This window comes from Pseudomonas sp. GGS8, from assembly GCF_024168645.1.
Classification (GTDB): domain Bacteria; phylum Pseudomonadota; class Gammaproteobacteria; order Pseudomonadales; family Pseudomonadaceae; genus Aquipseudomonas.
On sequence record NZ_JALJWF010000001.1, the window covers coordinates 6,236,537 to 6,263,515 of the forward strand.

The following is a 26,979-nucleotide window of genomic DNA, read 5'->3' on the forward strand; positions in this document are numbered from 1 at the left end:
GGGAAGGAATTCTCATGCCTCTCGAAAATATGCCCGTCATGAAGTGCCCCAACATCAAATCAATCCCCACGCACTTGCTCGCGCCATACGAAAAGCAGGCCCTGCGCAATCACAGCCAGTCTCTGCAGCCCCTCGCTGGGCGTGGCGGCATGGCTGCATGCGAAATTCTTGGAGTCGTGCGCGGGCTCAGCTAGGGCGAACTCAAGGTTCGGCCGGAGGACGAAGCCGAGCTCATCAAGTGGGTCGCCAGCAAATCCTAACCACCTTCTGCCGCCACGCGCGGCATGGAGCATCACAATGGCAAAAATTCTGGCCCAGATCACGGTCAAGTTGCCGCGCCTCATGGAGGCGGGCGAATACAGGAAGCTCCGGTACGCCGGCGGAAAGCCGAGTCTGCAGCAATTGAAAAAATGGATTGAGGAAGGCGAAGTGGTAGGCGAGATAAAAGGCGGGATGTATTTCGTTGACGTGCAGGCAGCAGTCATGGGTTCAAATGACCCGCTGCTGGCGCAAATGATGGAGGTAGGCTGATGGCTGCCCGGCCGCGCACGCTGAAAAACAGGAAGCTGCCGCCGAATCTTTATCCGAATGGGAAGTACTGGCGATACCGCAACCCAATCACGGGATTAATGACCAGTATCAATCGCCCGCTGGAGGAGGCAATCAAGCTGGCCCGGGCGGCCAATCTCAAGCTGGCGACGCTGGTCGTCGATGACGGCGCCCTGCTCACTCTGCTGACTGGCGATCGCCTGCCAACGGTGAGCAACCTGGTGCAGCGATTTACGGATGAATGGCTGGTTGACAAGGGCTACGCGGCGCGAACATTGGAAGAGATCAAATTCAAGCTTGAGCGGTACCGGCAGGATCTCGGCGACCGGCTGATCGGGCAGATGGATGTGCTGGCCATGGCCGAGTACCTGGACCAATTCAGCAACAATGCCTACACGAAGCACCGCGGGCTGTGGGTTCAGATCTTCGCCTTCGCCGTGGCCAAAGGTTTGGCCGAGCGCAATAACGCTGAACTGACACTGGTGAAGAAGGAAGCGGAGAAGAAGCGCCAGCGGCACACGCTCGACGGGTTGAAGACAATCATCGACGCTGCGACCACGCCGCCCTGGCTGAAGCGTGCCATTCGCTTGGCATTGGCCAGTCTTCAGCGTCGTGAAGATATCGTCACCTGGGTGAAGTCTGCTGTCGACATGGACAAGAACACACTGACGGTGTCGCCCGGTAAGACTCAGGGTTACGACAACCCGGTTCACCTGAAGATCATCATGGGCGCAGCGTTGCGTGAAGTTGTCGGCGAGTGCCTACGGTCGCCGCTCGTGTCACCGTACCTCATCCACTACAAGCCGAAAGCCCGTCGCCGGGAACAGATCGCCGCAAAGGACCACTGGACGTCGGTGACTCCGGACTACCTGACCAAGGAGTTCAGCAAGGCCAGGGATGCGGCACACGCCTACGACCATGTGCCGGCCGGTGAGCGCCCCACTTTCCACGAGATCCGCGCTTTAGGGGCATGGCTGTACGAGCAGCAAAATTTCCCGCAGGAGTACATTCAAGCGTTGATGGGGCATGCGGACGAGAAGATGACGAAGCACTATCAGGAGGGGCACGACGAAAAGAAGATCGAGTACCTGGAAGTGGGCGCCGAGTTGGCGTTCTGAGGTGGGGGTTTTGCAAAAGTTTTGCAAAAGTTTTGCAAATCGCAGAAAGCAAAAAGGGGTCACCGTTTCCGGTGACCCCTCTAGACCGCCCAGCAGAGCGGATTTTGTTTGGTAGGCGCGATTGGACTCGAACCAACGACCCCCACCATGTCAAGGTGGTGCTCTAACCAACTGAGCTACGTGCCTGCTGTGAGGCGGCATTCTACGGAATTCCGGAGGGGTGTCAACACCTTTTTTTCACCTAACCCTATGAATATGCAAAATATTTAATTTCGCTGTGGCAAAGAAGATTTTCCGGTGGCTGGCGGTCGATTTTTAACTCGGGTAGGATCAATGCACTCGTAAAATATATTAAACAGAGGCTACAGGATGGCGAACACCCCCTACCCAGAGTCCTATTACGCCGCGTCGGCCAATGCAGCGCCAGCGCGCCCGGCCTTGCAGGATGATGTAGAGACTGATGTCTGTGTAATCGGTGCCGGTTACACCGGCCTGTCCTCTGCCCTGTTTCTGCTGGAAAACGGTTTCAAGGTTACGGTGCTGGAAGCCGCCAGGGTCGGTTTTGGCGCGTCAGGACGCAACGGTGGCCAGATCGTTAACAGCTACAGCCGTGATATCGATGTGATCGAGCGCAGTGTCGGCCCCAAGCAAGCTCAGTTGTTGGGGCAGATGGCGTTCGAGGGCGGGCGGATCATTCGTGAGCGGGTCGCCAGATATAATATCCAGTGCGACTTGAAAGATGGCGGGGTGTTCGCCGCCATTACCGACAAGCAGATGGGCCATCTGGAGTCCCAGAAGCGCCTGTGGGAGCGTTTCGGTCACACGCAGCTTGAGCTGCTGGATCAGCGTCGCATCCGCGAGGTAGTGGCTTGCGATCAATACGTCGGCGGCATGCTCGACATGAGCGGCGGGCATATTCATCCGCTCAATCTTGCCTTGGGCGAAGCAGCAGCCGTGGAGTCGTTGGGCGGCTCTATTTACGAGCAATCGCCGGCAGTGCGTATCGAGCGCGGTGCCAACCCGGTGGTGCATACGCCTCAGGGCAAGGTCAGGGCCAAATTCATCATCGTCGCCGGCAACGCGTACATTGGCAATCTGGTGCCGGAGCTGGCGGCCAAGTCGATGCCCTGCGGGACTCAGGTGATCACCACCGAACCCTTGGGCGATGAATTGGCCAAACGTCTGCTGCCTCAGGACTACTGCGTCGAAGACTGTAACTACCTGCTCGACTATTACCGCCTGAGCGCCGACAAGCGTCTGATTTTCGGCGGCGGTGTTGTGTATGGCGCGCGGGATCCAGCGAACATCGAGGCGATCATTCGACCGAAGATGCTCAAGGCCTTCCCGCAACTCAAAGACGTGAAGATCGATTACGCCTGGACCGGCAATTTCCTGCTGACCCTGTCGCGTCTTCCTCAGGTCGGGCGCCTGGGCGATAACATCTACTACTCCCAGGGTTGCAGTGGCCACGGCGTGACGTACACGCACCTGGCGGGCAAGGTACTGGCCGAGGCATTGCGAGGTCAGGCTGAACGCTTCGACGCCTTCGCCGACCTCCCCCACTACCCGTTCCCCGGCGGGCAATTGCTGCGTACGCCGTTCGCAGCGTTGGGCGCCTGGTATTACGGATTGCGGGACAAGCTCGGATACTGACCGATAGAGGTGAAAAAGGGGCCGCTGAACGCAGCCCCTTTTTTGTATCCGCCGGGGGAAGTCAAACCCTGATTCAGAAGTCGACCGTCGCCGAAACGAGGTAGGTTCGTGGGGTCGAGAGCGTCAAGCCCGGCTCACTGTCATCCGAAGCCCCAGCCGAGCTCCAGTAGCGCTTGTCCGCCACGTTCTCGACATTGGCACGCAGGGTGATGTTCTTCTCGTCGATCTTGAACGCGTAACGTGCGCCCACGTCGAAACGCTCCCAAGAGTCGATTTCCTTGTCGTTGGACTGGTCCAGATACTGTGAACTGGAATAGATACCGCGGCTGGTCAGGGCCAGGCCCTGTACGGTCGGCACGTCCCACTCGGCGCCCAGGTTGACGTTGTATTTCGGCGTCGCAGCCGCCCGGTTGCCGTCAAAGGTGCCATTGGTGGTATTGGTCAACTCGCTGTCGATGTACATGACACCACCAAGCAGGCGGAAACCCTTGAGTGGCTCACCGAACACACTCAGTTCCACACCGTCGTTTTGACGCTTGCCGTTCGGGCCGAAGACTCGCGTCGTGGCGTTGGTCTCATAGGCCGGCTGCTTGATCCGGAACACCGCAGCGGTCACGGCGAACGCACCCGCGTCATACTTGGCGCCGACCTCGACCTGCCGGCTGATGAACGGCGGAAATATCTCGTCTTCATTCACCGAAGTCGACGGCGCGATCTTGCCTTGGCTCAAGCCCTCCATGTAGTTGGCATACAGCGACAATTTGTCGGTCGCCTTGAACAGGATGCCGCCCGACGGCGAAACCTTTTCCTCGTCGTAGGCTGTGTCGCCTTTGATGTTATCCGTCCAGTCATCAACCTTCACGCGCTGCCAGCGAGCGCCGAGGGTCAGCAGTAGCCGATCATCGAAGAAACCCAGTGTGTCGGACAACGCCACGCCGCTGAAGCGGTTCTCGGTGTAGACCTTCGAATCGAATCGAGTGGGCCTGACAGGTGTTGGTGTTTCCACCGGTTCGTAGAGGTTGCTGCGGGCGGCGGCATAACGGGCACCGCCATTTTCGAAGTCCATGTAGAAATAGCTGGCGGCCAGGTTAACTTCATGGCTCACCGGACCAGTATGAAACCAATTGCGCACCCCTGCCGTGGCCGTCCGGACATTTTCGTCGCGAGTGAAATCACGTGGCTGAACGCTGAAATCACCTGCGTTGTTGGTGACCGCAACGGCATGCCGGAGAAAGTCATGGTTGCTTTTACGCGCGCCCACACCGCCGTACAGCATGACGGAATCGCTGACATCGAATTCACCGTTCACCGCGCCGAAAGTGTCGTTGGTATTCGCCTTGCTCCAAGGCTGCGCATAGTTGCGGCGGACATCGCCGGCATGTGGAACCTGGGCGTTGGCGCCGACCTGCACGCGCTCCTGCGGCGCGTCGGTATCGCGCTCGGTGCGTCCGATATCCGTCGACAGTCGCAGGCGCTCACCGCGAAAATCCAGGCCCAGCACAGCCATCTCGCGGTCGACACTCTGATGGTCCCATTCGGTGTCGCCGGACTGCTTCACGCCATTGAAACGAATACCGAACTTGTTGTCTTCACCAAAGCGCCGGCCGACATCCACGGCGCCTCCCACCTGACTGTCGGAAGCGTAGCTACCGGTGAGAGAAGTGATGGGTTTGTCGGTCGCGCGCTTGGGCACCACGTTGATCCCGCCACCGACGCTGCCCCGTGGCGAGATGCCGTTGATCAGCTCGCTCGGGCCTTTGAGGATGTCGACGCGGTCGGCCATCTCCATGTCGATCGTATAGGTCGGCAGGACGCCGTAGAGGCCGTTATAGGAAACATCGCTGTTGAACAGGCTGAGCCCGCGAATGGTGAACTGCTCATAACGTCCACCCGCCGGGTTGGTGACGCGAACCGACGGATCGCTGGCAACCAGATCGCCCAAGGTGCGCGCCTGTTGGTTCTTGACCACCTCGCTGGTGTAGGTGGTCATGCTGAACGGCGTGTCCATGAAATCTTTCGAGCCCAGCAAGCCTTGTGACCCTTTGCGCGCGACTTGACCACCGGCATACACCTCGCCGTCCGCCCCGCCCGTGGCACCGAGAACCGAAGTCGGCGCCAGTTGCAGGCTGCCGCCTTCTGGCGCCGGGGTCAGGATGTACGCCTGCTCGCCCACCGACTGCAGTTGCAGACCGGAACCCTGCAACAGTCGAGCAAAGCCCTCCTCGACCGCGAACTCACCGGAAAGACCGGGGCTATTGCGACCGCTGACGAGCGCCGGATCCACTGACAGATTGACCCCGGCCAGCCCGGCGAATCGGGTCAGCGCGGCGCTGAGGCTGCCGGCCGGCACCTGGTAACTGCGTCGAGAAGCATCGTCAGCCCAACCCGCAGTGATGAACAACGGACAGGCACTCAGGCTCAACAACAGACTCAAGTGCAACAACGGGCGCAGCCTGAATGGAGCCAGACGCGTACTGCAAGACATCACTGCGGGCATGAAGAATCTCTCTGATTTCGTTTTACATGCCTTGAATGACAAGCAACGCGAAAAAAGGGGACACGCCTCAAACACTATTTTTGCGCGGCAGCAGCGTTACCCAATAACGCGTACGCGAATGCACCTCCAGCGGCAGGCTGGCCGCCAGCAACGCTAGGATGCGATCAGTGTCTTGCAGACGAAAACTGCCGGTGACGCGCAGAGTTTCCAGTTCAGGCTCCCAGCGCAATACGCCTGGGCGATAGGTACCGAGTTCACGCAGGAAATCCCCCAAGGGTTGGTTCTGCGCCATCAGCACACCGTCGCGCCAGCCTGGGGCGAACACATCGAATGGTTCCACAGCGCCAACGCCCGCCGCTTGAAGGCTGACTTGCTGGCCGCCACGCAACGAAACGACTGGCCCGCGCAGAGGCTGCAACTGCACCGTACCTTTAAGTACCGACACCTTGCACCCCGTCCGCCCCTGACGAACGCACACGTCGCTCTGACTGACAATCACGTGGCCGAAGTGCGTCCGGATCATCAGCGGCGAGGTGCCAGGCACATTCAGCGCTATTTCACCTTCTACGAGTTTCAGAAGCCGATTCTTCATATCGATATCGACGGCGCTCGCAGTGTTCAATTGCAGCGTACTGCCATCGGCCAATTGGACTTTCTTGCCCTCCCCGGTCGCGGTTCGCAGGTCGGCTCTCCAGACATCCAACGGCAACTGTCGACTGATCAGCCAGGCAGTCGGCACCAGCGCCACCGCGCCGACCGCGCGCTTGAGGACGGTGCGCCGACTCGCTTGTGGACGGTCCAGACTGGCCATCGCCAGGGCGGGCGGCAGGTTGGCAAAGCGTTGGCGCAAGAGTTGCGCCTTTTGCCAGGCCTGCTCGTGACTGGAATGACTATCGCGCCAACTCTGTAACTCGGCACGATCGCGCTCATTGGCGGAACCGGACTCCATGAGCGCCAGCCACTGCGCGGCGGCCCGCACGACTTGGCGGGCTTCAGCCGAAGGTGCTGAACCGATCACAGCTCCACCAGCAGGCAATGTTCGTAGGCTTGGGCCATGTAGCGCTTGATCGTGCGCTCCGAGACTTGCAGGCGCTCGGCGATCTCTTGATAGCCCAGGCCTTCGAGCTGGCTCCAAAGGAATGCCCGTCGCACCGGCCTCGGCAAGCCATCGAGCAATTCGTCGAGCGCTTGCAGGGTTTCCAGCAGGATCCAGCGCTGCTCGGGAGACGGCACACAGTCTTCGGGCAACAGCGCCAACGCATTGAGGTAGGCCTGCTCCAGACTACGACGCTTGTAGAAGTTGGTCAGCAGGCGCTTACCGACGGTCGCCAGGTAGGCGCGGGGCTCTTGCAGGTCAGCGATACGCTGGGAGCTGGCGAGTAAACGCACGAACGTGTCTTGGCTCAGGTCCGCCGCATCGCTGCCATTGCTCATGCGTCGTCTCAACCAGCTTTCCAGCCAGCCACGGTGATCGCGGTACAGGTCGTGGAAGGTTTGCCCCGTCGGCATCGCTGCATCACTCATCTATAGGAACCCTGCGCGAAGAAATATTTTAAATGCGACTCATTCTAATTAGTGCTGAGACGTCAAATAAAGCGCTTTGTGCGGTTTGCACCCGGTGAATACCTGAACAAATGAGCAATGGGCGGGAGATTCCGGCGTGCAGGCACCGGTTAATCAGGGCTGCGGGGGAATTGAGGGGACCTATCACGAATCGTCAAAATTCATTGCAGATCTGCGCCGGGATGACGGATGCGAATCCCTGGGGGCCAAGGGAAAGGAGAGAAAAGCTAAATCGCAGACACAAAAAACCCCGGCCTTTCGACCAGGGTCTTTGCTATCGACTCAAAGATAGCCAGCGGCTTTCTTTGTAGCTTCAAGGCGTTCAGTAGGCCTTGAAGCAGATATGGCGCAGCGGACGGGACTCGAACCCGCGACCCCCGGCGTGACAGGCCGGTATTCTAACCGACTGAACTACCGCTGCGTATCGCTTTGGACTTACGTCCAGTTAAACCGTCTGACTGGAAAGCTTCGAGGCTTTTCAATCTCGAGGCAGGTAAACCTGACTCGGAAAATATGGCGCAGCGGACGGGACTCGAACCCGCGACCCCCGGCGTGACAGGCCGGTATTCTAACCGACTGAACTACCGCTGCGCGTCGGTGGAGGCTTTTCAGCTTCCCTCTTGCTTACACAAGAGTCTCAAGAGTTGGTGGGTGATGACGGGATCGAACCGCCGACATTCTGCTTGTAAGGCAGACGCTCTCCCAGCTGAGCTAATCACCCTTTGCATCTCTGAGGCCGCGAAATTTACGCAGGTACCGAAGCTAAGTCAATACCCTGCTTGAAGTTTTTCTAAAAAAGACAAAATCGTGTCATTCCGGACGAGGTCGGCAACCGTCAGACCGCTTCCGCGAGCAGGCTTGCTCCCACTGTGGACCGCACTCGCAAGGCAACATGCTTTTTTATGTAGGAGCAAACCGGCTCCGGGCGGCGAGCCGACGATGATGGCGACACATTCAACCTCAATGCTGGAGACAGCGCCCCTGCCCTGTTACTCGCTATAAATCATCTTCTTGGTCATGCCACCATCGACCACAAACTCCTGGCCCGTGACGAAACCAGCGTTCTTCGACAGTAACCAGGCCACCATCGCCGCCACGTCTTCGACGGTCCCTACCCTGCCCGCCGGATGCTGCGCATGATCGGCGTCGGTCAGCGGTTCGGCGCGCCGCGCCGCTGGATCCCGCGCATCGATCCAGCCGGGGCTGACCGCATTGACGCGAATCTCTGGCCCCAAACTGATGGCCAAGGCGTGAGTCAGGGCCAACAAGCCGCCCTTGCTCGCCGCATAAGCCTCTGTGTCGGGTTCCGACTGCGCGGCGCGGGTCGAGGCCAGGTTGACGATGGCGCCGCTGTGAGCGCGCAGATACGGCGCACAGTGCTTGGCCAACAGCATCGGCCCACTGAGGTTCACCGCCAACACCCGGTTCCAGTAGGCCAGATCGAGGCTTTCCAGGGTGATGTTGTGCGGATCGGCCACCGCCGCATTGCACACCAGCGCATCCAGACGCCCGAACTGTCCCAGCACCTCGGCCACACCCAGCGCCACCTGCGCTTCATTCGCGACATCCATGGCGATGAACCAGGCGTTTTCGCCGAGCACCTTCGCCACTTTCGAACCACGCTCGCGATCCAGATCGGTCAACACCACCTGCCAGCCTTCGCAGATCAGCCAGGCCGCAATGCCCAAGCCAATACCGCGCGCGGCACCGGTGACCAGCGCGACGCGGCCATGAGTGCCCATGGTCGGCGTCGACAACTCGATCACAAGGCAGCCAACCCGCGCGCCAGATCGGCTTGCAGGTCTGCCACGTCCTCAAGACCGACCGCAATGCGGATCAGGCTGTCACGAATCCCCGCTGCTTCACGCTCTTGCGGCGCCAGACGGCCGTGAGAGGTGGTGCTCGGGTGCGTGATGGTGGTTTTGCTATCGCCCAGGTTGGCGGTGATGGAGATCAGACGAGTCGCATCGATAAAGCGCCACGCGCCCTCTTTGCCACCCTTGACCTCGAAACTCACGACCGCACCGAAGCCCTTCTGCTGACGCTGGGCCAGTTCATGCTGCGGATGGCTCTTGAGGCCGGCGTAATGGACTTTCTCGATGCCGTCCTGCTGCTCCAGCCACTCGGCCAGTTGCTGGGCATTGGCGCAATGCGCCTTCATACGCAGGCTCAGCGTTTCCAGGCCCTTGAGGAAGATCCAGGCATTGAACGGACTCAGGGTCGGCCCGGCGGTGCGCAGGAAACCGACGACTTCTTTCATCTGCTCGCTGCGACCCGCCACGACACCACCCATGCAACGACCCTGGCCATCGATGAACTTGGTTGCCGAGTGCACGACAATGTCCGCGCCCAGCTTCAGTGGCTGCTGCAGCGCAGGCGTGCAGAAGCAGTTATCGACCACCAGCATCGCGCCCTTGGCGTGAGCAATTTCCGACAGCGCGGTGATGTCCACCAGCTCGGCCAGCGGGTTGGACGGCGATTCTACAAAGAGCAATTTGGTGTTGGCCTTGATCGCCGCATCCCAGCCGGACAAGTCCGCCAGCGGTACGTAATCGACCTCGATACCGAAGCGCTTGAAATACTTCTCGAACAAACTGATGGTCGAACCGAACACGCTGCGCGACACCAGCACGTGATCGCCGGCACTGCACAGGCTCATCACCACCGCCATGATTGCGGCCATGCCAGTTGCCGTGGCCACGGCTTGCTCGGCGCTTTCCAGCGCAGCAATACGTTCTTCGAACGAGCGCACAGTCGGGTTGGTGTAACGCGAGTAAACGTTGCCCGGCACTTCACCGGCAAAACGCGCAGCCGCGTCGGCGGCGGTACGGAATACGTAGCTGGAAGTGAAGAACATCGGATCACCGTGTTCGCCTTCCGGCGTGCGGTGCTGACCGGCGCGTACGGCCAGGGTATCGAACGCTACGCCTTCAAGGTCGCTGTCCAGCCGACCGGCATCCCAATCCTGACTCATGCTGTCACTCCTTGCCTTGCTCTTTATTTAGTAGATACAAAACCGGCCCCTCAGGGCCGGTAGTTACTCAGTTGTTGTACAGATCAATGATCGCACTGACTGCCTGGGTCTTGACCTTGGAGGCATCGTTGCGTGCCTGCTCGATCTTGTTCAGGTAAGCCTCGTCGACGTCGCCGGTGACGTACTGGCCGTCGAACACCGCGCAATCGAACTTGTCGATCTTGATCTTGCCGCCACCGACGGCTTCGATCAAGTCAGGCAGGTCCTGATAGATCAACCAGTCAGCACCGATCAGGTCGGCCACGTCCTGGGTCGAACGGTTGTGGGCGATCAGCTCGTGAGCGCTCGGCATGTCGATGCCGTAGACGTTCGGGTAACGCACCGCCGGTGCCGCGGAGCAGAAATAGACGTTCTTGGCGCCGGCTTCGCGAGCCATCTGGATGATCTGCTTGCAAGTGGTGCCGCGAACGATGGAGTCGTCCACCAGCATCACGTTCTTGCCGCGGAACTCCAGTTCGATGGCGTTGAGCTTCTGGCGTACGGATTTTTTCCGTGCAGCCTGACCTGGCATGATGAAGGTCCGGCCGATGTAGCGGTTCTTCACGAAGCCTTCGCGGAACTTGACGCCCAGGTGGTTCGCCAGCTCCAGGGCCGCGGTGCGGCTGGTGTCCGGAATCGGGATGACCACGTCGATGTCGTGATCCGGACGCTCGCGCAGGATCTTCTCAGCGAGCTTCTCACCCATGCGCAGGCGGGCTTTGTAAACCGAGACGCCGTCGATGATCGAGTCCGGACGCGCCAGGTAGACGTGTTCGAAGATGCATGGAGTCAGAGACGGATTGGTCGCGCACTGACGGGTGTGCAGCTTGCCGTCTTCAGTGATGTAGACCGCTTCGCCCGGAGCCAGGTCGCGAATCAGGGTGAAACCGAGCACGTCCAGGGAGACACTTTCGGAGGCGATCATGTACTCGACGCCTTCGTCGGTGTGACGCTGACCGAAGACGATCGGGCGGATGCCGTGCGGATCGCGGAAACCGACGATGCCGTAACCGGTCACCATCGCCACGACCGCGTAACCACCGACGCAACGGTTGTGCACGTCGGTGACTGCCGCGAACACGTCTTCTTCAGTCGGCTGCAACTTGCCACGCTGGGCCAGCTCGTGTGCGAACACATTGAGCAGCACTTCCGAATCGGAGTTGGTGTTGACGTGGCGCAGGTCAGATTCGTAAATCTCCTTGGCCAGTTGTTCAACGTTGGTCAGGTTACCGTTGTGCGCCAAGGTGATGCCGTACGGCGAGTTGACGTAAAACGGTTGAGCTTCGGCCGAGGTCGAGCTGCCCGCAGTCGGATAACGCACATGGCCAATGCCCATGTGCCCGACCAGACGCTGCATGTGACGCTGATGGAACACGTCACGTACCAGGCCATTGTCCTTGCGCAGAAATAACCGGCCGTCGTGGCTGGTCACAATACCGGCAGCGTCCTGGCCGCGGTGCTGGAGGACGGTTAGCGCGTCATACAGCGCCTGATTGACGTTCGACTTACCGACGATACCGACGATGCCACACATGCGACGCAACCCCTACTTAATGGATCTGAACTGAACACAACTCACTGAGGCGTTTTGGCCGTCGGCAAGAGGTGCTCCTTGAACGGAATATCAGCGGGTACGCTGATTCCGCTGGCAAGCCACTGACTGCTCCACCCGAGGATCAGGTTTTTGGACCAGTCTGCGACCAATAGAAATTTTGGCACGAGCTGTGACTCTTGCCACCACCCGTCCTGCTGTACCGGCCCCAGGCTCAACAGCCCGACCGCCACGACCACCAGCAGCACGCCACGCGCCCCGCCGAAAGCCATGCCGAGGAATCGATCGGTCCCGGATAGCCCGGTGACGCGAACCAACTCGCCGATAAGATAATTGATCATTGCGCCTACGATTAAAGTGGCGACAAACATGATGGCACAGCCCGTGATCACACGAGCCGACGGCGTAGCAATGTATCCGCCAAGGTACTCGGACAATGAACCACCGAACATCCAGGCAACGACTCCTGCGATGATCCAGGTCAGCAGCGAGAGTGCTTCCTTGACGAAGCCGCGGCTCAGACTGATCAAAGCGGAGATGGCGATGATTGCAACGATCGCCCAGTCAACCCAGGTAAATGGCACAGTGCAGCCTACAGAAAGATGAGGCGGCGCATTTTAGCAGAGCCCATGGCTGTCGGTAAGCTGAGATTGTCAGTGCTTTTCAAATCAGGGTGATAGTTTTAACCGCGCTCAGGCTGGAAACGCACCACAAAACCCTTGAGGTTCTGCTGGCGACTCAACAAGTCACGCAGACGATCGGCTTCCGCACGCTCGATCAGCGGCCCGACGAACACCCGATTCTTGCCCTCAGAGGAACGGATATAGGCGTTATAGCCCTGGCTGCGCAGGGTTTTTTGCAGACTTTCAGCGCTCTCGCGACTCGACAGGCTGGCCAGTTGCACCGACCAGCTGACCGACAGGCCATTGGCATCGACGCGACTTGGGATGGAGACCGGCTTGGTCGGTGCGACCGCGATAGGCTGGGCAGGTGCCGGTACAGGCTTGGCAACTGGCGCGGCTGGCGGCGTGACCGGTTTGGCTGCCGGTGGCGCCGGCGCCACGGGAGCAGTTGGCGCAATCGCTATCGCCGGTTCTTGCTGTTCGGCAATATCGTCATCGCTTGGCACAGGCTCTTGCGGCAATGCCTGCGGTTCAGGCACCGCCACCGACTCGATCTGCACTTGCGCCACCGAGGGAGCATGTGGCGCAGCAGGCGCGTCGACCGTTACCCGGCGCTGTTCGTCCTGGCGGGAAAACAGCATCGGCAGGAAGATCACCGCCAGCGCCACCAGCACCAGAGCACCGACCATGCGCTGCTTGTATGCCTTATCCAGCAAAGCCATTTGCCGCTTCCTCCGTGGAGTGCCGGGCCAGCCATTCAAGGGCCTCGGCAACACAATAAAATGATCCGAACAACAGAATCTCGTCGTCGCCCGTCGCCTGCGCGCACTGCCCTTCCAGGGCGGCGGCCACGCTGTCATAAGACGTTACCGAGGCGCCAAGGTCCTGCAACGCCGCGTGCAACTGAGCAACCGGCCGTGCCCGCGGCGAATCCAGCGGTGCGACAGCCCAATGCTGGACACTAGCATTCAATTCACCGACAACACCATCCAGATCCTTGTCCGCCAACAACCCGAACACCGCCAGACGCTTACCTGCCGGTGGTCGGCTGGCCAGACGCCGGGCCAGATATTCTGCCGCGTGGGGGTTGTGCCCCACGTCCAGCAGTAGATTCAGACGCTTGCCTTGCCAGTCGAACTGCCGACGATCAAGACGACCGACGATCCGCGTCGCTTTCAACGCTTCAATAATCTGCGCATCCACCCAAGGCAAACCGAGCAGCAGGTAAGCCTGCAACGCCAGTGCGGCGTTTTCCATCGGCAGATCGAGCAATGGCAGATCGTGCAATTCGACCGCACGCCCTTGGGCGTCAACACCGCGCCATTGCCAGTTGTGATCAGTGATACCGAGGTCGAAATCGCGCCCACGCAGGAAAAACGGGCAATTGAGCTCGCGCACCTTATCCAGCAGAGGTTGAGGGGGATTCAGATCGCCGCACAGCGCAGGCGCACCCTGGCGGAAGATCCCAGCCTTTTCGAAAGCCACGGATTCGCGAGTATCACCCAGGTAATCCGCATGGTCGACACCAATGCTGGTGACCAGCGCGATATCGGCATCCACCACGTTGACCGTGTCCAGACGCCCGCCCAGGCCAACTTCCAGCACCACCGCATCGAGAGCGGCCTGCTGAAACAGCCAGAACGCCGCCAGAGTGCCCATTTCGAAGTAAGTCAGGGACGTCTCGCCACGACCCGCCTCCACCGCAGCAAAGGCTTCGCACAGCTGCGCGTCAGTGGCTTCAACGCCATTGACCTGCACCCGCTCGTTGTAACGCAGCAGGTGCGGAGAATTGTAGACACCCACGTTCAGGCCCTGCTCCCGCAGCAATGAAGCCACGAATGCGCAGGTAGACCCCTTGCCGTTGGTGCCGGTGACCGTAATCACCCGAGGCGCCGGCTTGCCCAGTCCCATGCGGGACGCTACCTGTTGCGAACGCTCCAGCCCCATGTCGATGGCCGAAGGATGCAACTGTTCAAGGTAGGCGAGCCACTCGCCAAGGGTGCGCTCGATCATAGGTTCGCAGGTACCGGCGGGACCACGATCGGCTCGACTGGCGCGGCGACGAATTTAGGCGTCGGCTTGCCGGTCAGTTGTGCCAGCAGGTTGCCCAGACGCGGACGCAGTTCCTGACGGTGAATGATCATGTCGATCGCACCGTGCTCCAGCAGGAACTCGCTACGCTGGAAGCCTTCCGGCAGTTTTTCGCGAACGGTTTGCTCGATCACGCGCGGACCGGCGAAACCGATCAAGGCTTTCGGCTCACCGACGATCACGTCGCCGAGCATCGCCAGACTGGCAGAAACACCGCCGTAGACCGGGTCGGTCAGCACCGAGATGAACGGGATGCCTTCTTCGCGCAGACGTGCCAGCACCGCGGAGGTCTTGGCCATTTGCATCAGGGAGATCAGCGCTTCCTGCATCCGTGCACCACCGGAAGCGGAGAAGCAGATCATCGGGCAACGGTTTTCCAGGGCGTAGTTGGCGGCGCGTACAAAGCGCTCACCGACGATGGCGCCCATCGAGCCACCCATGAAGGAGAACTCGAAGGCCGATACCACGACCGGCATGCCCAGCAAGGTGCCGCTCATGGAGATCAGTGCGTCTTTTTCGCCGGTCTGCTTTTGCGCAGCGGTCAGGCGATCCTTGTACTTCTTGCCGTCGCGGAATTTCAGACGGTCAACCGGCTCCAGGTCCGCGCCCAGTTCGGCACGACCTTCAGCGTCGAGGAAGATGTCGATACGGGCGCGTGCGCCGATACGCATGTGGTGGTTGCACTTGGGGCAAACGTCCAGGGTTTTTTCCAGCTCCGGACGATACAGCACCGCCTCGCAAGACGGGCATTTGTGCCACAGACCTTCAGGCACCGAGCTCTTCTTGACCTCGGAACGCATGATCGAAGGGATCAGTTTGTCTACTAACCAGTTGCTCATGCTTTCTTTCTCCAGTACCGGCGGCCCGAACGCTCTGGTTCGCAGCCCCGCGTATGCCCTTGAGCTAAATTCATGTGTATAGCGATGATCGATGGATTGCCGGGTCAGCGAGACGCGACCTGCGTACAACCCAAAAACTCTCAGCCATGCCTGCTTTGTGCAGGTGCACCTCTTTTGTACAGAGCAGTGGACGGCGGCAGTCTGCCAGCCGTCACATCAACGATGTGCTACCGCGTACCGCTTTGATGAATGCCTGGATCTTTGCGTGATCCTTGATGCCCTTGCTCGCCTCTACCCCTCCGCTGACGTCCACCGCGTAAGGCCGAACCCGGGCAATCGCCTCGGCGACGTTGTCCGGTGTCAAGCCACCCGCGAGGATGATCGGCATGCTCAAGCCTTGCGGTATCAATGACCAGTCGAAGGCTTCACCGGTTCCACCGGGGACACCTTCGACATAGGTGTCGAGCAAAATACCGCTGGCGCTTGGGTATGCATCACAAGCTGCCGCGATGTCATCCCCGGCCTTGACCCGCAATGCCTTGATGTACGGTCGGCGCCAGCCTTCACAATCAGCGGCGGTTTCGTCGCCATGGAACTGCAACAGGTCCAGCGGCACCGCGTCGAGGATTTCCCCCAACTCGCAGCGACTGGCATTGACGAACAAGCCTACGGTGGTCACGAACGGCGGCAAGGCCTTGATGATCGCCCTCGCCTGTTGGAACGTCACCGCCCGCGGGCTTTTGGCATAGAACACAAACCCGATGGCATCGGCCCCGGCCTCGACCGCCGCCAACGCATCCTCTATGCGGGTAATCCCACAAATCTTGCTGCGAACGGCCGACATGTCGATAGAACCTCAGGGCAAATCCGGGAAAGTTCCGGATGGTAACAAAAGCGCTCGAAGGCGTCAGCCGTCAAGTTCCGAGAAACCGGTAAGGAAGTGTGGGCCGATGTAACGCTCGGGCAATTCGAATTCATCGCGATACTCGACCTGCACCAGATACAGGCCAAACGGATGGGCCGTCACCCCACCGGAACGACGAACGCGACTCTCCAGTACCTCTTTCATCCATTCCACAGGACGCTCGCCAGCACCGATGGTCATCAAGACGCCGGCGATGTTGCGCACCATGTGGTGCAGGAACGCACTGGCACGGATATCCAGCACGATCATTTTGCCATGGCGGGTAACGCGCAGGTGATGCAGCTCCTTGATCGGCGACTTGGCCTGACACTGGCCGGCACGGAATGCGCTGAAGTCATGGGTACCGACCAGATACTGAGCGGCCTCGGACATGCGCTCGACGTCCAGCGGGCGGTGGTTCCAGGTGATCTCTTCGTTCAGGTGCGCCGGGCGGATCTGATCGTTGTAGATCACATAGCGATAGCGCCGGGCGATGGCTTTGAACCGTGCATGGAAATGCGCCGGCATGACCTTGGCCCAACTGACGCTGATGTCGTGCGGCAAGTTGATGTTGGCACCCATGACCCAAGCCTTCATCGACCGCTCTACCTGAGTGTCGAAATGCACCACTTGGCCGCAAGCATGCACACCGGCGTCGGTACGCCCGGCGCAATGCAGCGACACAGGTGAGTCGGCGACTTTGGACAAGGCCTTTTCAAGAAGCTCCTGCACCGTGTCCACACCGGAGGCCTGACGTTGCCAGCCGCGATAACGCGAACCTTTGTACTCAACGCCCAACGCGATCCGGAAAAAGCCGTCGGCCGCCATTTCGGCGGCCGGATTATCTATATTTGCCAAGGGGTGACAGCCTGCTGATCTACGCAAAGGCAGGCATTATAAGGCCGTCGGACCGGGATACCAGTCTAACTGTGACACGGCATTGAACGTACCAACCCCATCGCATCCCCCAAACAAAAACGGCAGCCTTGATGGGCTGCCGTTTTGTTTACACCTTACCGACGATTCACGCCAGACGCGAGAGCATTTCCTTGGCTTCGCTCTTCTGGCCGGTATCGCCTTCGGTCACCACCTCATTGAGGATGTCCCGAGCGCCGTCATTGTCGCCCATGTCGATATAGGCCTGGGCCAGGTCGAGCTTGGTAGCGACTTCGTCGGTGCCAGAAAGGAAATCGAGCTCATCATCTGCCGAGGCCAAAGCGTCTTCCTCAGTGAAGCTCGGCTCGCCGAGGCTCTGAGACAGACGATCCAGTTCGGCATTGACGTCGCTGAGTTCGTTTTCAAAGGTGTCAGGCTGATCCGGGGCAGCGTCCATTTCATCGGCCAGCGACAGATCGAAGTCAGCTGGCAACTCCAGGTCGTCGAGCGGCGCCTCAGTCACGGTTGGCGCTTCAGTAACGGTCGGCACTTCAGCGACAGGCAAGTCCTTGAGGTCGTCATCCAGACTCAGCAGGAACTCGTCTTCGGTCAGGGTCTGCGGCGAAACATCGGCACCCAGATCCATGTCCAGATCGAAGTCCGACAGATCGTCGAGGCCTTCCTTGATTTCAGTCTGTTGTTGCAACACCGACTCAAAGCTCAGGTCGTCGTCCAGCGGAAACTCGTCCAGCTCGGCCAGAGACTCTTCTGGTTCTGGCTCCGGTACTGGCTCGGCTGCAACCGCAGGTGCAATCGGAGCAGCTGCTTCCAGATCGTCGAGACTCAGATCGAAAGCACTGTCAAAGTCAGCCAATGCCGGTTCCGGGGCTTGCGGCTCGTCCAGCAGCAGGTCCTTGACATACTGTGCATCCAGCTCGGCGGCGACAGCCGCGGCGGCCAGACCACCCACCGCCGCAACCACCATGGCCGGGAAGCGGCTTTTCAGCTGCTCGACCCGGGTGAAGTTGTCGCCGTTGGCCACCAGTTGACGCTCCTGAGCGACGAACGCATCGCGATCGCCCTGCTGACCGTAGACTTCCATCAGCTTCAGGCGCAGATCACTGCGTTGCGGCTCTTGCTTGATCGCATCTTCCAGCAACGCGGCGGCCTGATTCAGGCGACCGGCCGTGATGTGCGACTGTGCCTGGGCCAATACGTCGTCAGAGCGTTCGGCGGCAGGCGCAACCAACGGCGCCGCGATCGGTGGCATCACCACAACCGGAGCAATTACCGGGGCCGATGCAGGTGCAGGTGCAGGTGCAGGGGTCGGTGCAGGCGCTGGTGCGGTCGCGAGCTTCACGCTTGGCGGCGGAACTTCCAGACCTTCAAAGCTGCTTTCCGGCAGGTCGAGATCGGCGGAGAACGCTTGTTCCTCAGCCAAGGCACGGGCCATGCGCAGATGTTTTTCCGCTTCTTGCTGAGCTTTGCGACGACGGGCCAGCAACAACAGCAAGAGCAGCAGAACCACCGCACCGCCACCCACCAGACCCAGCAGGATCGGATTGGTCAGCAGCTCGTTGAATTTCTGCTCGTCGGACGCCACAGGCGTCGGTTCGACGGACGGTGCCGGAACGACTTCCGGTGCGCCAGCCTCCGGTGCCGGAGCTGTCGGTGCCACGTCCGCAGGCGTTGCCGCTGGATTGCCCGCCAGCTGGGCCGACATCGCCGGAGCCGTCGCGGCAGCCGCCGGTGCGCCCGCATCGCCTTCGGCCTGCAGCTTGGCCAACTGATTGTTCTTCAGCTCGATCAGGCGTTGCAGCTTGTCCACCTGACTTTGCAGGTCGCTCATGCGGCTTTTCAGCTCAGCGTTGTCGCGACGCGCGGTGTCGAGGTTTTCCTGGGTCAAGGCCAGCTTGTTGCTCAAGGCTTTCGCGTCACCGGCGGCACCTTTGCCACGCCCCTTGCCGGTGTCGGCAGACACCAGGCTCAGCTTGTCCGCGGCGGCTTGCGAGGAAGCGCCTTCACTGCGAGCACGCTTGGTGGCATCGAGCTGCTGCTGTCCGCTTGCGGGTTTCGCTACATAGCGACGCCCCTGACGCCATGCGCTGTTCTGCGCGGCGACTTCAGCGATGGCTTTAGGTTGCGGCAGGTTGGCGCTCTGCACCTGATCGGGCAGACGCAGCACCTGACCGGTTTTCAGTCGGTTGATGTTGCCGTCGATGAACGCATCCGGGTTCAATGCCTGGATGGCCAGCATGGTTTGCTGGATCGATGCGCCGCTCCGCGCCTTCGCGGCGATTTCCCACAGGGTATCGCGCGGCGTAGTGGTGTATTGCGTCGATTTGGTCGCACCGGTAACCGGCGCGGTCACCGCTTGGGCCGGCGCCGGTTGTGCGGCGGCATCAGCGGTTTGCGGCGAGAATTTGGACGGATCGAGCAGCACGCTGTAATCGCGCAGCAGACGACCACTGGGCCACATCACCTGAACCAGGAATTTCACCATCGGTTCGGACAGCGGCTTGCTGGAGGTGATGCGCAGGACGCTCTTGCCGCTGGCGTTGAGCAGTGGCGTGAACGTCAGGTCGTTGAGGAACGCCTCGCGGTCGACACCGGCCTTGGCGAAATCTTCGGGCGAGGCCAGGCTCGGCACCACTTCGGCAGCCGTGAGGTCCTTGACGTCGAGCAACTCGATTTCTGCTACCAGAGGCTGGTTCAGCGTCGACTTCAGGGTCAATTCCCCAAGCCCGAGGGCATGCGCCATACCGGAGGACAGCGCCGAGGCGGCCGCTATTGCTAACACCAGTTTGCGAACTTGAACCATAGCCTCATCCTTTGTTTGAACATTCCTCGGCCAGCGAGAAGGTGTTGATTGCCGCTGCCGTAAGGCGTTGCGCGCGACGGCGAAGAGTCGTCGCGCGCGATCGTTTCATTCATGCGACGAAAGCCCTGCGGGATGGCTCGCCTCAAGCATTCCAGCCAAGCATCACGCTCGGCTGGAACCATTCGAAAAAATTGTTGCCAAGTATCTTTTACAGCAGGTCTTTTATCAACAATTCAGCCACCTGCACAGCATTGAGCGCGGCGCCTTTGCGTACGTTATCTGACGTCAGCCACACGTTAAGTTCCGCCGGGTCGTCGATCCCGCTGCGAACCCGACCAACGTAAACCACGTCCTGCCCTACCGCATCGCCTACCGGGGTCGGGTAATCGCCCGCCTCGACCAGCTCGATACCGGGCGCCGCTTCCAGTGCCGCGTTGACTTTCGCCAGGTCGACAGCACTCGATGACTGCAAGGTCACGCTATAGCTATCGCCAAAAAACACCGGGGCTTGAATGCAAGTGACGGAAATCTTTAATAAAGGCAGCGACAAGACCTGACGCAGCTCACGCACCAGACGCTTTTCCAGCAGCGTATGACCCTGAGCATCGGGCGCACCGACTTGCGCCAACAGGTTGAAAGCCATCTGCCGATCGAAGAAAGCTGGTTCCAACGGACGCACGTTAAGCAGCTCGGCGGTTTGTCGGGCCAGCTCGCTGACGGCTTCGCGCCCCTGGGCAGAGACCGCCAGACACGCCGTCAGGCTGATGCGTTGCAGGTCGAGCAAGCCGAGCAGCGGCGCCAGCACCACCGCCAGCGCTGTCGCTGAAGGGCTTGGGCTGCTGACCTGAAAAGGCTTTTTCAGGCCAGCCAGAATTGCAGCATTGGCCTCGGGCACCACTTGCGGCGCCTGATCGGCCGGCAATGCGCCAGACAGGTCAATCAGCGAGCAACCGGCAGCTGTGGCGCGCGGGACGAAACTGAGGGTCACCGCTGGGCCGGCGGCGAAGAACACCAACTGGACCTTGCTAAAGTCGAACTCATCGACTTCCCGCACCCGCACGTTCTTGCCGCGAAACGGCACCGAGTGTCCGGCCGATTCGCTGCTCGCCAGCAGGTGCAGATTGCCGACCGGAAAGTCGCGTTCTTCAAGAATCTGGACGAGTGTTTCGCCGACAGTACCGGTGGCGCCGATCACGGCAATATCGAAGGACTGGCTCATGGTTCTACCTCTGGCGAAACGGCGGGAGCGGCACTTTACCGGGTGGTTGGCGGTGAGGCAATTCGGCTGGGGATTTGTGGGGGTTGTGCCGGCCTCTTCGCGGGCAAGCCCGCTCCCACAGGATTTGTGTTGCTCCCCTATTTTGCATACGACCGCAACTTTGTGGGAGCGGGCTTGCCCGCGATGACGGCCTGACAGGCACCCGATAAACCCCAGGCTGTCGGGTAAAAAAAACCCGCACCTCTTTCAAGGCACGGGTTCTTTCATTGCATCAATCGATCAACGCTCAAGCAGGATCCGCAGCATGCGACGCAGCGGCTCGGCCGCGCCCCACAGCAGTTGGTCGCCGACGGTGAAGGCACCGACGAATTGCGAACCCATGTTCAGCTTGCGCAGACGGCCGACCGGCACGTTCAGGGTACCGGTGACTTTCGTCGGGCTCAGCTCCTGCATGCTGATCTCACGGTTATTCGGCACCAGCTTGACCCAAGGGTTGTGCTGGCTGATCAGCCCTTCGATGTCGGCGATCGGCACGTCTTTGTTCAGCTTGATGGTCAGCGCCTGGCTGTGGCAGCGCATGGCGCCGATGCGCACGCAGATGCCATCCACCGGAATCGGGCTCTTGAAGCGACCGAGAATCTTGTTGGTCTCGGCCTGGGCCTTCCACTCTTCGCGGCTCTGACCGTTCGGCAGTTCCTTGTCGATCCACGGGATCAGGCTGCCAGCTAGCGGTACGCCGAAGTTTTCGGTCGGGTACGCGTCGCTGCGCATGGCTTCGGCGACACGGCGGTCGATGTCGAGAATGGCGCTGGCCGGATCGGCCAGTTGATCGGCGACAGCGGCGTGGGTCGCGCCCATTTGCTTGATCAGTTCACGCATGTTCTGCGCGCCGGCACCGGAGGCCGCCTGATAGGTCATGGCGCTCATCCACTCCACCAGACCGGCTTCGAACAGACCACCCAGGCCCATCAGCATCAGGCTGACGGTGCAGTTGCCGCCGATGTAGTTCTTGGTGCCCGCGTCGAGCTGCTGGTCGATGACCTTGCGGTTCACCGGGTCCAGCACGATCACCGCGTCATCCTGCATGCGCAGGCTGGAAGCGGCGTCGATCCAGTAACCCTGCCAGCCGGCTTCTCGCAGCTTCGGGAACACTTCGCTGGTGTAGTCGCCACCCTGGCAGGTCAGAATCACGTCGAGGGTCTTCAGCTCTTCAATGCTGTAAGCGTCCTTGAGCGGAGCAATGTCTTTGCCCACGGACGGGCCTTGGCCACCGACATTGGAAGTGGTGAAAAACACCGGCTCGATAAGATCGAAATCCTGCTCTTCCAGCATCCGCTGCATGAGCACGGAACCGACCATGCCGCGCCAACCGATCAGACCTACACGTTTCATCGCAACTACACCTTCTTGAAAAGTGGGCCGCTGCTTTCAAGGTTGAAAATTGCAGCGGGCCAGAGAGATTACAGATTCCGCAGCGCGGCGACTACTGCGTCGCCCATTTCCTGCGTGCCGACCTTGGTGCAACCGGCCGACCAGATGTCGCCCGTGCGCAGGCCTTGATCCAAAACCAGGCTCACGGCCTTCTCGATGGCATCGGCCGCATCCTGCAGATTGAAGCTGTAACGCAGCATCATCGACACCGACAAAACGGTCGCCAACGGGTTGGCAATGCCCTTGCCAGCGATGTCCGGCGCCGAACCGTGGCACGGCTCGTACATGCCTTTGTTGTTGGCATCCAGCGACGCCGACGGCAGCATGCCGATGGAACCGGTGAGCATCGACGCTTCGTCGGAAAGAATGTCGCCGAACAGGTTGTCGGTGACGATCACGTCGAACTGCTTCGGTGCACGCACCAGTTGCATGGCGGCGTTATCGACATACATGTGGCTCAGTTCAACATCCGGGTAGTCCTTGGCCACTTGCTCGACGATTTCACGCCACAGTTGGCTGGAGGCCAATACGTTGGCTTTGTCTACCGAGCACAGTTTCTTGCCACGCACGCGGGCCATGTCGAAACCGACACGGGCGATACGGCGGATTTCGGTTTCGCTGTACGGCAGCGTGTCGTAGGCCTGACGCTCGCCATTCTCCAGTTCACGCACACCACGTGGCGCGCCGAAGTAGATGCCGCCGGTCAATTCACGGACGATCAGGATGTCCAGCCCGGCAACGATTTCTGCCTTCAGGCTGGAGGCCTCGGCCAGTTGCGGGTACAGGATCGCCGGACGCAGGTTGCCGAACAGGCCCAGTTGCGCACGGATCTTCAACAGGCCGCGCTCAGGGCGGATGTCACGCTCGATGGTGTCCCATTTCGGACCGCCCACCGCGCCCAGCAGCACAGCATCGGCTGCGCGTGCACGGGCCAGGGTTTCGTCGGCCAGCGGCACGCCGTGCTTGTCGATGGCGGCGCCACCGATCACGTCATGGCTCAGCTCGAAGCCCAGGCTGTACTTGTCATTCGCCAGTTCCAGTACCTTGACCGCTTCGGCCATGATTTCCGGGCCAATACCGTCGCCTGGGAGAATCAGAATCTGCTTGCTCATGCTTTCCTCATGTCATCAGTCGGCGCACTCGCGAGTGCGCCCGGAAAAATTCTATCGCTCAGCGGCTCTCAATTTAGAGCTTATCGTTCAGCCATCAGCACCAGCACATCGGTACTGAACGAACCATCGGCCTCAATCTCAAAATATTCGCGCACTTCGTGGCCCATCGATTGCTGCAATTCGAGGATCGCGGCGCGCATCACCTGCGGCGTGCGCATGCGCTCGACCCAGGAGGTGTACTCCAGGCGCAACCGTTGGCGCGTGGTGCTGCGGGTATGCAACCCCGCTTCGCTGACCTGACGCAACCACTCGCCCGCAGAATAATCGCGCACGTGGCTGGTGTCGCGCAGCACTTCGACGCTTTGCAGGTAAGTGTCGAACAACGGACTGCCCGGCGACAACACATCGATGAACGCCGCCACCCCGCCCGGCTTCAGCACCCGACGAACTTCGCGCAGGGCCACACCGAGGTCGCTCCAATGGTGCGCCGAATAGCGGCTGAAGACGAAATCGAACTCACCCTCGGCGAACGGCAGACGCTCGGCGGCGCCGTTGACCGTGGTCACATTGTTCAAACCCCGGTCGACAGCGGCGGCGGCGACCACATCGAGCATCTGCTGGGACAAGTCGTAAGCGACGACTTCCTTGACCAGCGAGGCCACGTGAAAACTCACATGACCGGCGCCGCAGCCCAAGTCCAGCACACGGGCATCGCCCTGCCCCGCCAGTTCAGCCTGTAGCAGTGCGAATTCGGCGCCTTGAGCGTGTACGGCGCTGCTCAGATAGGCCGAGGCCTGTTCACCGAATTGTTTTTGTACTACTTGGCTGTGCTGGGCGGTACTGGTCATGGGACTTCCTTTTTGGGGTTTAGCCTTGTGTTGTCTGGGCTGCCGTCATCGCGGGCAAGCCCGCTCCCACAGGTTTTGTGAACGGCGCAAATCACTGTGGGAGCGGGCTTGCCCGCGAAGAGGCCGGCCCTGATTACATCAATTCCAGATCAATCTCAGGCGTCGCGAAACAACCAAGGCTGGCTTGCGCGGTGCTTGGCTTCAAAGGCGGCAATCGCCTCGTGATCCTGCAAAGTCAGGCCGATATCGTCCAGGCCATTGAGCAGGCAGTGTTTGCGGAAGGCATCGATCTCGAAGCTCAGCACTTTGCCGTCCGGACGGGTCACGGTCTGGGCCTGCAGATCGATCTGCAACTGGTAGCCCGGGTTCGCTTCAACCTGCTTGAACAACTCATCGACTTCAGCGTCGCTCAGGATGATCGGCAGCAAGCCGTTCTTGAAGCTGTTGTTGAAGAAGATGTCGGCATAGCTCGGCGCGATGATGCTGCGGAAACCGTACTCTTCCAGTGCCCAAGGCGCGTGCTCGCGGCTGGAGCCGCAACCGAAGTTCTCACGGGCCAGCAATACGCTCGCACCTTGATAACGCTCGGCGTTGAGGACGAAGTCCTTGTTCAACGGGCGCTTGGAGTTGTCCTGATACGGCTGCCCGACATCCAGGTAACGCCACTCATCGAACAGGTTCGGACCGAAACCGGTGCGTTTGATCGACTTCAAGAACTGCTTCGGAATGATCTGGTCGGTGTCGACGTTGGCACGATCCAAAGGCGCGACAAGACCAGTGTGCTGGGTAAAAGCTTTCATGCTGCGCTCCTTTAGATCAATTCACGGACGTCGACGAAACGACCGTTCACAGCGGCGGCGGCGGCCATGGCCGGGCTGACGAGGTGCGTACGGCCACCGGCGCCCTGACGGCCTTCGAAGTTACGGTTGGAGGTCGACGCGCAATGCTCGCCCGACTCCAAACGGTCCGGGTTCATCGCCAGGCACATCGAGCAGCCTGGCTCACGCCATTCAAAACCGGCCTCGATAAAGATCTTGTCCAGGCCTTCGGATTCGGCCTGAGCCTTCACCAGCCCTGAACCCGGCACCACGATGGCCTGCTTGATGGTCGAAGCCACTTTGCGACCCTTGGCGATCACGGCGGCGGCGCGCAGGTCTTCGATCCGCGAGTTGGTGCAGGAGCCGATGAATACACGGTCCAACTGAATGTCGGTGATCGCCTGATTGGCGGTCAACCCCATGTACTTCAAGGCGCGCTCGATGGAGTCGCGCTTGACCAGGTCCATTTCCTTGGCCGGATCCGGCACATTCTGATCCACGGCCAGCACCATCTCAGGCGAGGTGCCCCAGCTGACTTGTGGCTTGATCTGAGAGGCATCGAGCTCGACGATGGTGTCGAACTTCGCGTCGGCGTCGGAAACCAGGTCTTTCCAGGCTTCGACGGCCAAATCCCATTCCGCGCCTTTCGGAGCAAACGGACGGCCCTTGACGTAAGCCACGGTTTTTTCGTCGGCGGCCACCAGGCCAACGCGGGCGCCGGCTTCGATGGACATGTTGCAGATGGTCATGCGGCCTTCAACGGACAAGTCGCGAATCGCACTACCGGCGAATTCGATGGCGTGGCCGTTACCGCCAGCAGTGCCGATCTTGCCGATCACGGCGAGGACGATGTCCTTGGCGGTCACGCCGAACGGCAATTTGCCCTCGACCGACACCAGCATGTTCTTCATTTTCTTGGCGACCAGACACTGAGTGGCGAGCACGTGCTCGACCTCGGAAGTGCCGATGCCGTGAGCCAGGGCACCAAATGCGCCGTGGGTCGAGGTGTGGGAGTCGCCGCAGACTACGGTCATGCCCGGCAAGGTCGCGCCCTGCTCCGGGCCGATGACGTGGACGATGCCTTGGCGGACGTCATTCATCTTGAATTCGACGATGCCGTATTCGTCACAGTTATCGTCGAGGGTCTGAACCTGCAAACGCGAGACCTGGTCGACAATCGCTTCGATGCCGCCCTTGCGCTCCGGGGTGGTCGGAACGTTGTGGTCCGGGGTCGCGATGTTGGCATCGATGCGCCAAGGCTTGCGCCCGGCCAGTCGCAGGCCTTCGAAGGCTTGCGGCGAGGTCACTTCGTGGATGATGTGACGATCGATATAGATCAGCGCCGAGCCATCGTCGCGCTGTTTGACCAAATGCGAATCCCAGAGCTTGTCGTAGAGCGTTTTGCCGGCCATCAGACGGTTCCTCATCAGCTTGTTTCTATGCCCCGGATCT

22 protein-coding genes and 4 tRNA genes are annotated in these 26,979 nt (G+C 60.3%); 3 read left to right on the top strand and 23 right to left on the bottom strand.

The genetic code is table 11. The features are described 5' to 3' along the window. The first annotated feature begins 297 nt into the window (after positions 1-297). Both J3D54_RS28000 and J3D54_RS28005 read left to right on the top strand, forming a co-directional pair. Entirely contained in the window at positions 298-531 is a 234-nt protein-coding gene (locus J3D54_RS28000) for a hypothetical protein (RefSeq protein WP_253425554.1), read from the top strand. Beyond that, positions 531-1,667, top strand: coding sequence for a tyrosine-type recombinase/integrase (locus tag J3D54_RS28005; protein ID WP_253425557.1), 1,137 nt, complete (start codon positions 531-533; stop codon positions 1,665-1,667). Before J3D54_RS28000 ends, J3D54_RS28005 begins: the two co-directional genes overlap by 1 nt. Before the next feature lie 109 nt (positions 1,668-1,776). Here J3D54_RS28005 and J3D54_RS28010 read toward each other — a convergent pair. Then, positions 1,777-1,853 (bottom strand) — tRNA-Val (locus J3D54_RS28010). A gap of 183 nt (positions 1,854-2,036) precedes the next feature. Between J3D54_RS28010 and J3D54_RS28015 the strand changes: the two genes are divergently transcribed. After that, positions 2,037-3,320, top strand: a complete 1,284-nt coding sequence (locus J3D54_RS28015) for an FAD-binding oxidoreductase (RefSeq protein ID WP_253425561.1) — start codon at positions 2,037-2,039, stop codon at positions 3,318-3,320. Between the two features lie 73 nt (positions 3,321-3,393). Here the strand turns inward: J3D54_RS28015 and J3D54_RS28020 are convergent, their stop codons facing one another. From J3D54_RS28020 to leuC, 22 genes are all read right to left on the bottom strand, one after another. Next, positions 3,394-5,817, bottom strand: coding sequence for a TonB-dependent receptor (locus J3D54_RS28020; RefSeq protein ID WP_253425564.1), 2,424 nt, complete (start codon positions 5,815-5,817; stop codon positions 3,394-3,396). Between the two features lie 67 nt (positions 5,818-5,884). Then, positions 5,885-6,835, bottom strand: coding sequence for a FecR domain-containing protein (locus J3D54_RS28025; protein ID WP_253425567.1), 951 nt, complete (start codon positions 6,833-6,835; stop codon positions 5,885-5,887). Continuing rightward, the gene (locus J3D54_RS28030; protein ID WP_253425569.1) at positions 6,832-7,341 is read right to left on the bottom strand and encodes a sigma-70 family RNA polymerase sigma factor; all 510 of its coding nucleotides are present in this window, start codon (positions 7,339-7,341) and stop codon (positions 6,832-6,834) included. The genes J3D54_RS28025 and J3D54_RS28030 overlap by 4 nt, the downstream gene beginning before the upstream one ends. 383 nt (positions 7,342-7,724) lie before the next feature. Next, a tRNA-Asp gene (locus J3D54_RS28035) sits at positions 7,725-7,801 on the bottom strand. Between the two features lie 93 nt (positions 7,802-7,894). Beyond that, positions 7,895-7,971, bottom strand: a tRNA-Asp gene (locus J3D54_RS28040). A gap of 54 nt (positions 7,972-8,025) precedes the next feature. Beyond that, a tRNA-Val gene (locus tag J3D54_RS28045) sits at positions 8,026-8,101 on the bottom strand. A gap of 268 nt (positions 8,102-8,369) precedes the next feature. Then, positions 8,370-9,146 carry an SDR family oxidoreductase gene (locus J3D54_RS28050; protein ID WP_367399645.1) on the bottom strand — a complete coding sequence of 259 codons (777 nt, stop codon included), beginning with the start codon at positions 9,144-9,146 and terminating at the stop codon, positions 8,370-8,372. Beyond that, a complete protein-coding gene (locus J3D54_RS28055) occupies positions 9,143-10,354 on the bottom strand; it encodes an O-succinylhomoserine sulfhydrylase (protein ID WP_253425572.1) in 1,212 nt (403 codons plus the stop codon). Before J3D54_RS28055 ends, J3D54_RS28050 begins: the two co-directional genes overlap by 4 nt. Positions 10,355-10,421: 67 nt before the next feature. Continuing rightward, on the bottom strand, positions 10,422-11,927 hold the full coding sequence (gene purF, locus J3D54_RS28060) for an amidophosphoribosyltransferase (RefSeq protein WP_007935163.1): 1,506 nt from the start codon (positions 11,925-11,927) through the stop codon (positions 10,422-10,424). 41 nt (positions 11,928-11,968) lie between these two features. After that, positions 11,969-12,529 (bottom strand): CvpA family protein, encoded by a 561-nt coding sequence (locus J3D54_RS28065; RefSeq protein WP_253425575.1) that lies wholly within the window; start codon positions 12,527-12,529, stop codon positions 11,969-11,971. Positions 12,530-12,627: 98 nt separating this feature from the next. Next, complete coding sequence (locus J3D54_RS28070) at positions 12,628-13,290, bottom strand: SPOR domain-containing protein (protein WP_253425577.1); 663 nt, start codon at positions 13,288-13,290, stop codon at positions 12,628-12,630. Continuing rightward, positions 13,274-14,581, bottom strand: a complete 1,308-nt coding sequence (gene folC / locus J3D54_RS28075; RefSeq protein WP_253425579.1) for a bifunctional tetrahydrofolate synthase/dihydrofolate synthase — start codon at positions 14,579-14,581, stop codon at positions 13,274-13,276. The genes J3D54_RS28070 and folC overlap by 17 nt, the downstream gene beginning before the upstream one ends. Then, positions 14,578-15,498 carry an acetyl-CoA carboxylase, carboxyltransferase subunit beta gene (gene accD / locus J3D54_RS28080; protein ID WP_253425581.1) on the bottom strand — a complete coding sequence of 307 codons (921 nt, stop codon included), beginning with the start codon at positions 15,496-15,498 and terminating at the stop codon, positions 14,578-14,580. Before accD ends, folC begins: the two co-directional genes overlap by 4 nt. A 211-nt stretch (positions 15,499-15,709) precedes the next feature. Next, positions 15,710-16,342, bottom strand: coding sequence for a phosphoribosylanthranilate isomerase (locus J3D54_RS28085; protein WP_253425583.1), 633 nt, complete (start codon positions 16,340-16,342; stop codon positions 15,710-15,712). Positions 16,343-16,405: 63 nt separating this feature from the next. Next, positions 16,406-17,230: a tRNA pseudouridine(38-40) synthase TruA gene (truA, locus tag J3D54_RS28090; protein WP_253426823.1), complete on the bottom strand. Its 825-nt coding sequence runs from the start codon at positions 17,228-17,230 to the stop codon at positions 16,406-16,408. A 196-nt stretch (positions 17,231-17,426) separates the two neighbouring features. Then, complete coding sequence (locus tag J3D54_RS28095) at positions 17,427-20,099, bottom strand: FimV/HubP family polar landmark protein (protein WP_253425585.1); 2,673 nt, start codon at positions 20,097-20,099, stop codon at positions 17,427-17,429. 208 nt (positions 20,100-20,307) lie between these two features. Continuing rightward, positions 20,308-21,318, bottom strand: a complete 1,011-nt coding sequence (locus tag J3D54_RS28100; protein ID WP_253425587.1) for an aspartate-semialdehyde dehydrogenase — start codon at positions 21,316-21,318, stop codon at positions 20,308-20,310. Between the two features lie 279 nt (positions 21,319-21,597). After that, complete coding sequence (asd, locus tag J3D54_RS28105; protein WP_047531244.1) at positions 21,598-22,710, bottom strand: aspartate-semialdehyde dehydrogenase; 1,113 nt, start codon at positions 22,708-22,710, stop codon at positions 21,598-21,600. A 68-nt stretch (positions 22,711-22,778) separates the two neighbouring features. After that, positions 22,779-23,861, bottom strand: coding sequence for a 3-isopropylmalate dehydrogenase (gene leuB, locus J3D54_RS28110; protein ID WP_253425589.1), 1,083 nt, complete (start codon positions 23,859-23,861; stop codon positions 22,779-22,781). 80 nt (positions 23,862-23,941) lie between these two features. Further along, entirely contained in the window at positions 23,942-24,709 is a 768-nt protein-coding gene (locus J3D54_RS28115) for a class I SAM-dependent methyltransferase (protein WP_253425591.1), read from the bottom strand. Positions 24,710-24,864: 155 nt separating this feature from the next. Continuing rightward, complete coding sequence (leuD, locus tag J3D54_RS28120) at positions 24,865-25,509, bottom strand: 3-isopropylmalate dehydratase small subunit (protein WP_253425592.1); 645 nt, start codon at positions 25,507-25,509, stop codon at positions 24,865-24,867. Between the two features lie 11 nt (positions 25,510-25,520). Beyond that, a complete protein-coding gene (gene leuC, locus J3D54_RS28125) occupies positions 25,521-26,939 on the bottom strand; it encodes a 3-isopropylmalate dehydratase large subunit (RefSeq protein WP_019582119.1) in 1,419 nt (472 codons plus the stop codon). Positions 26,940-26,979: the final 40 nt, after the last annotated feature.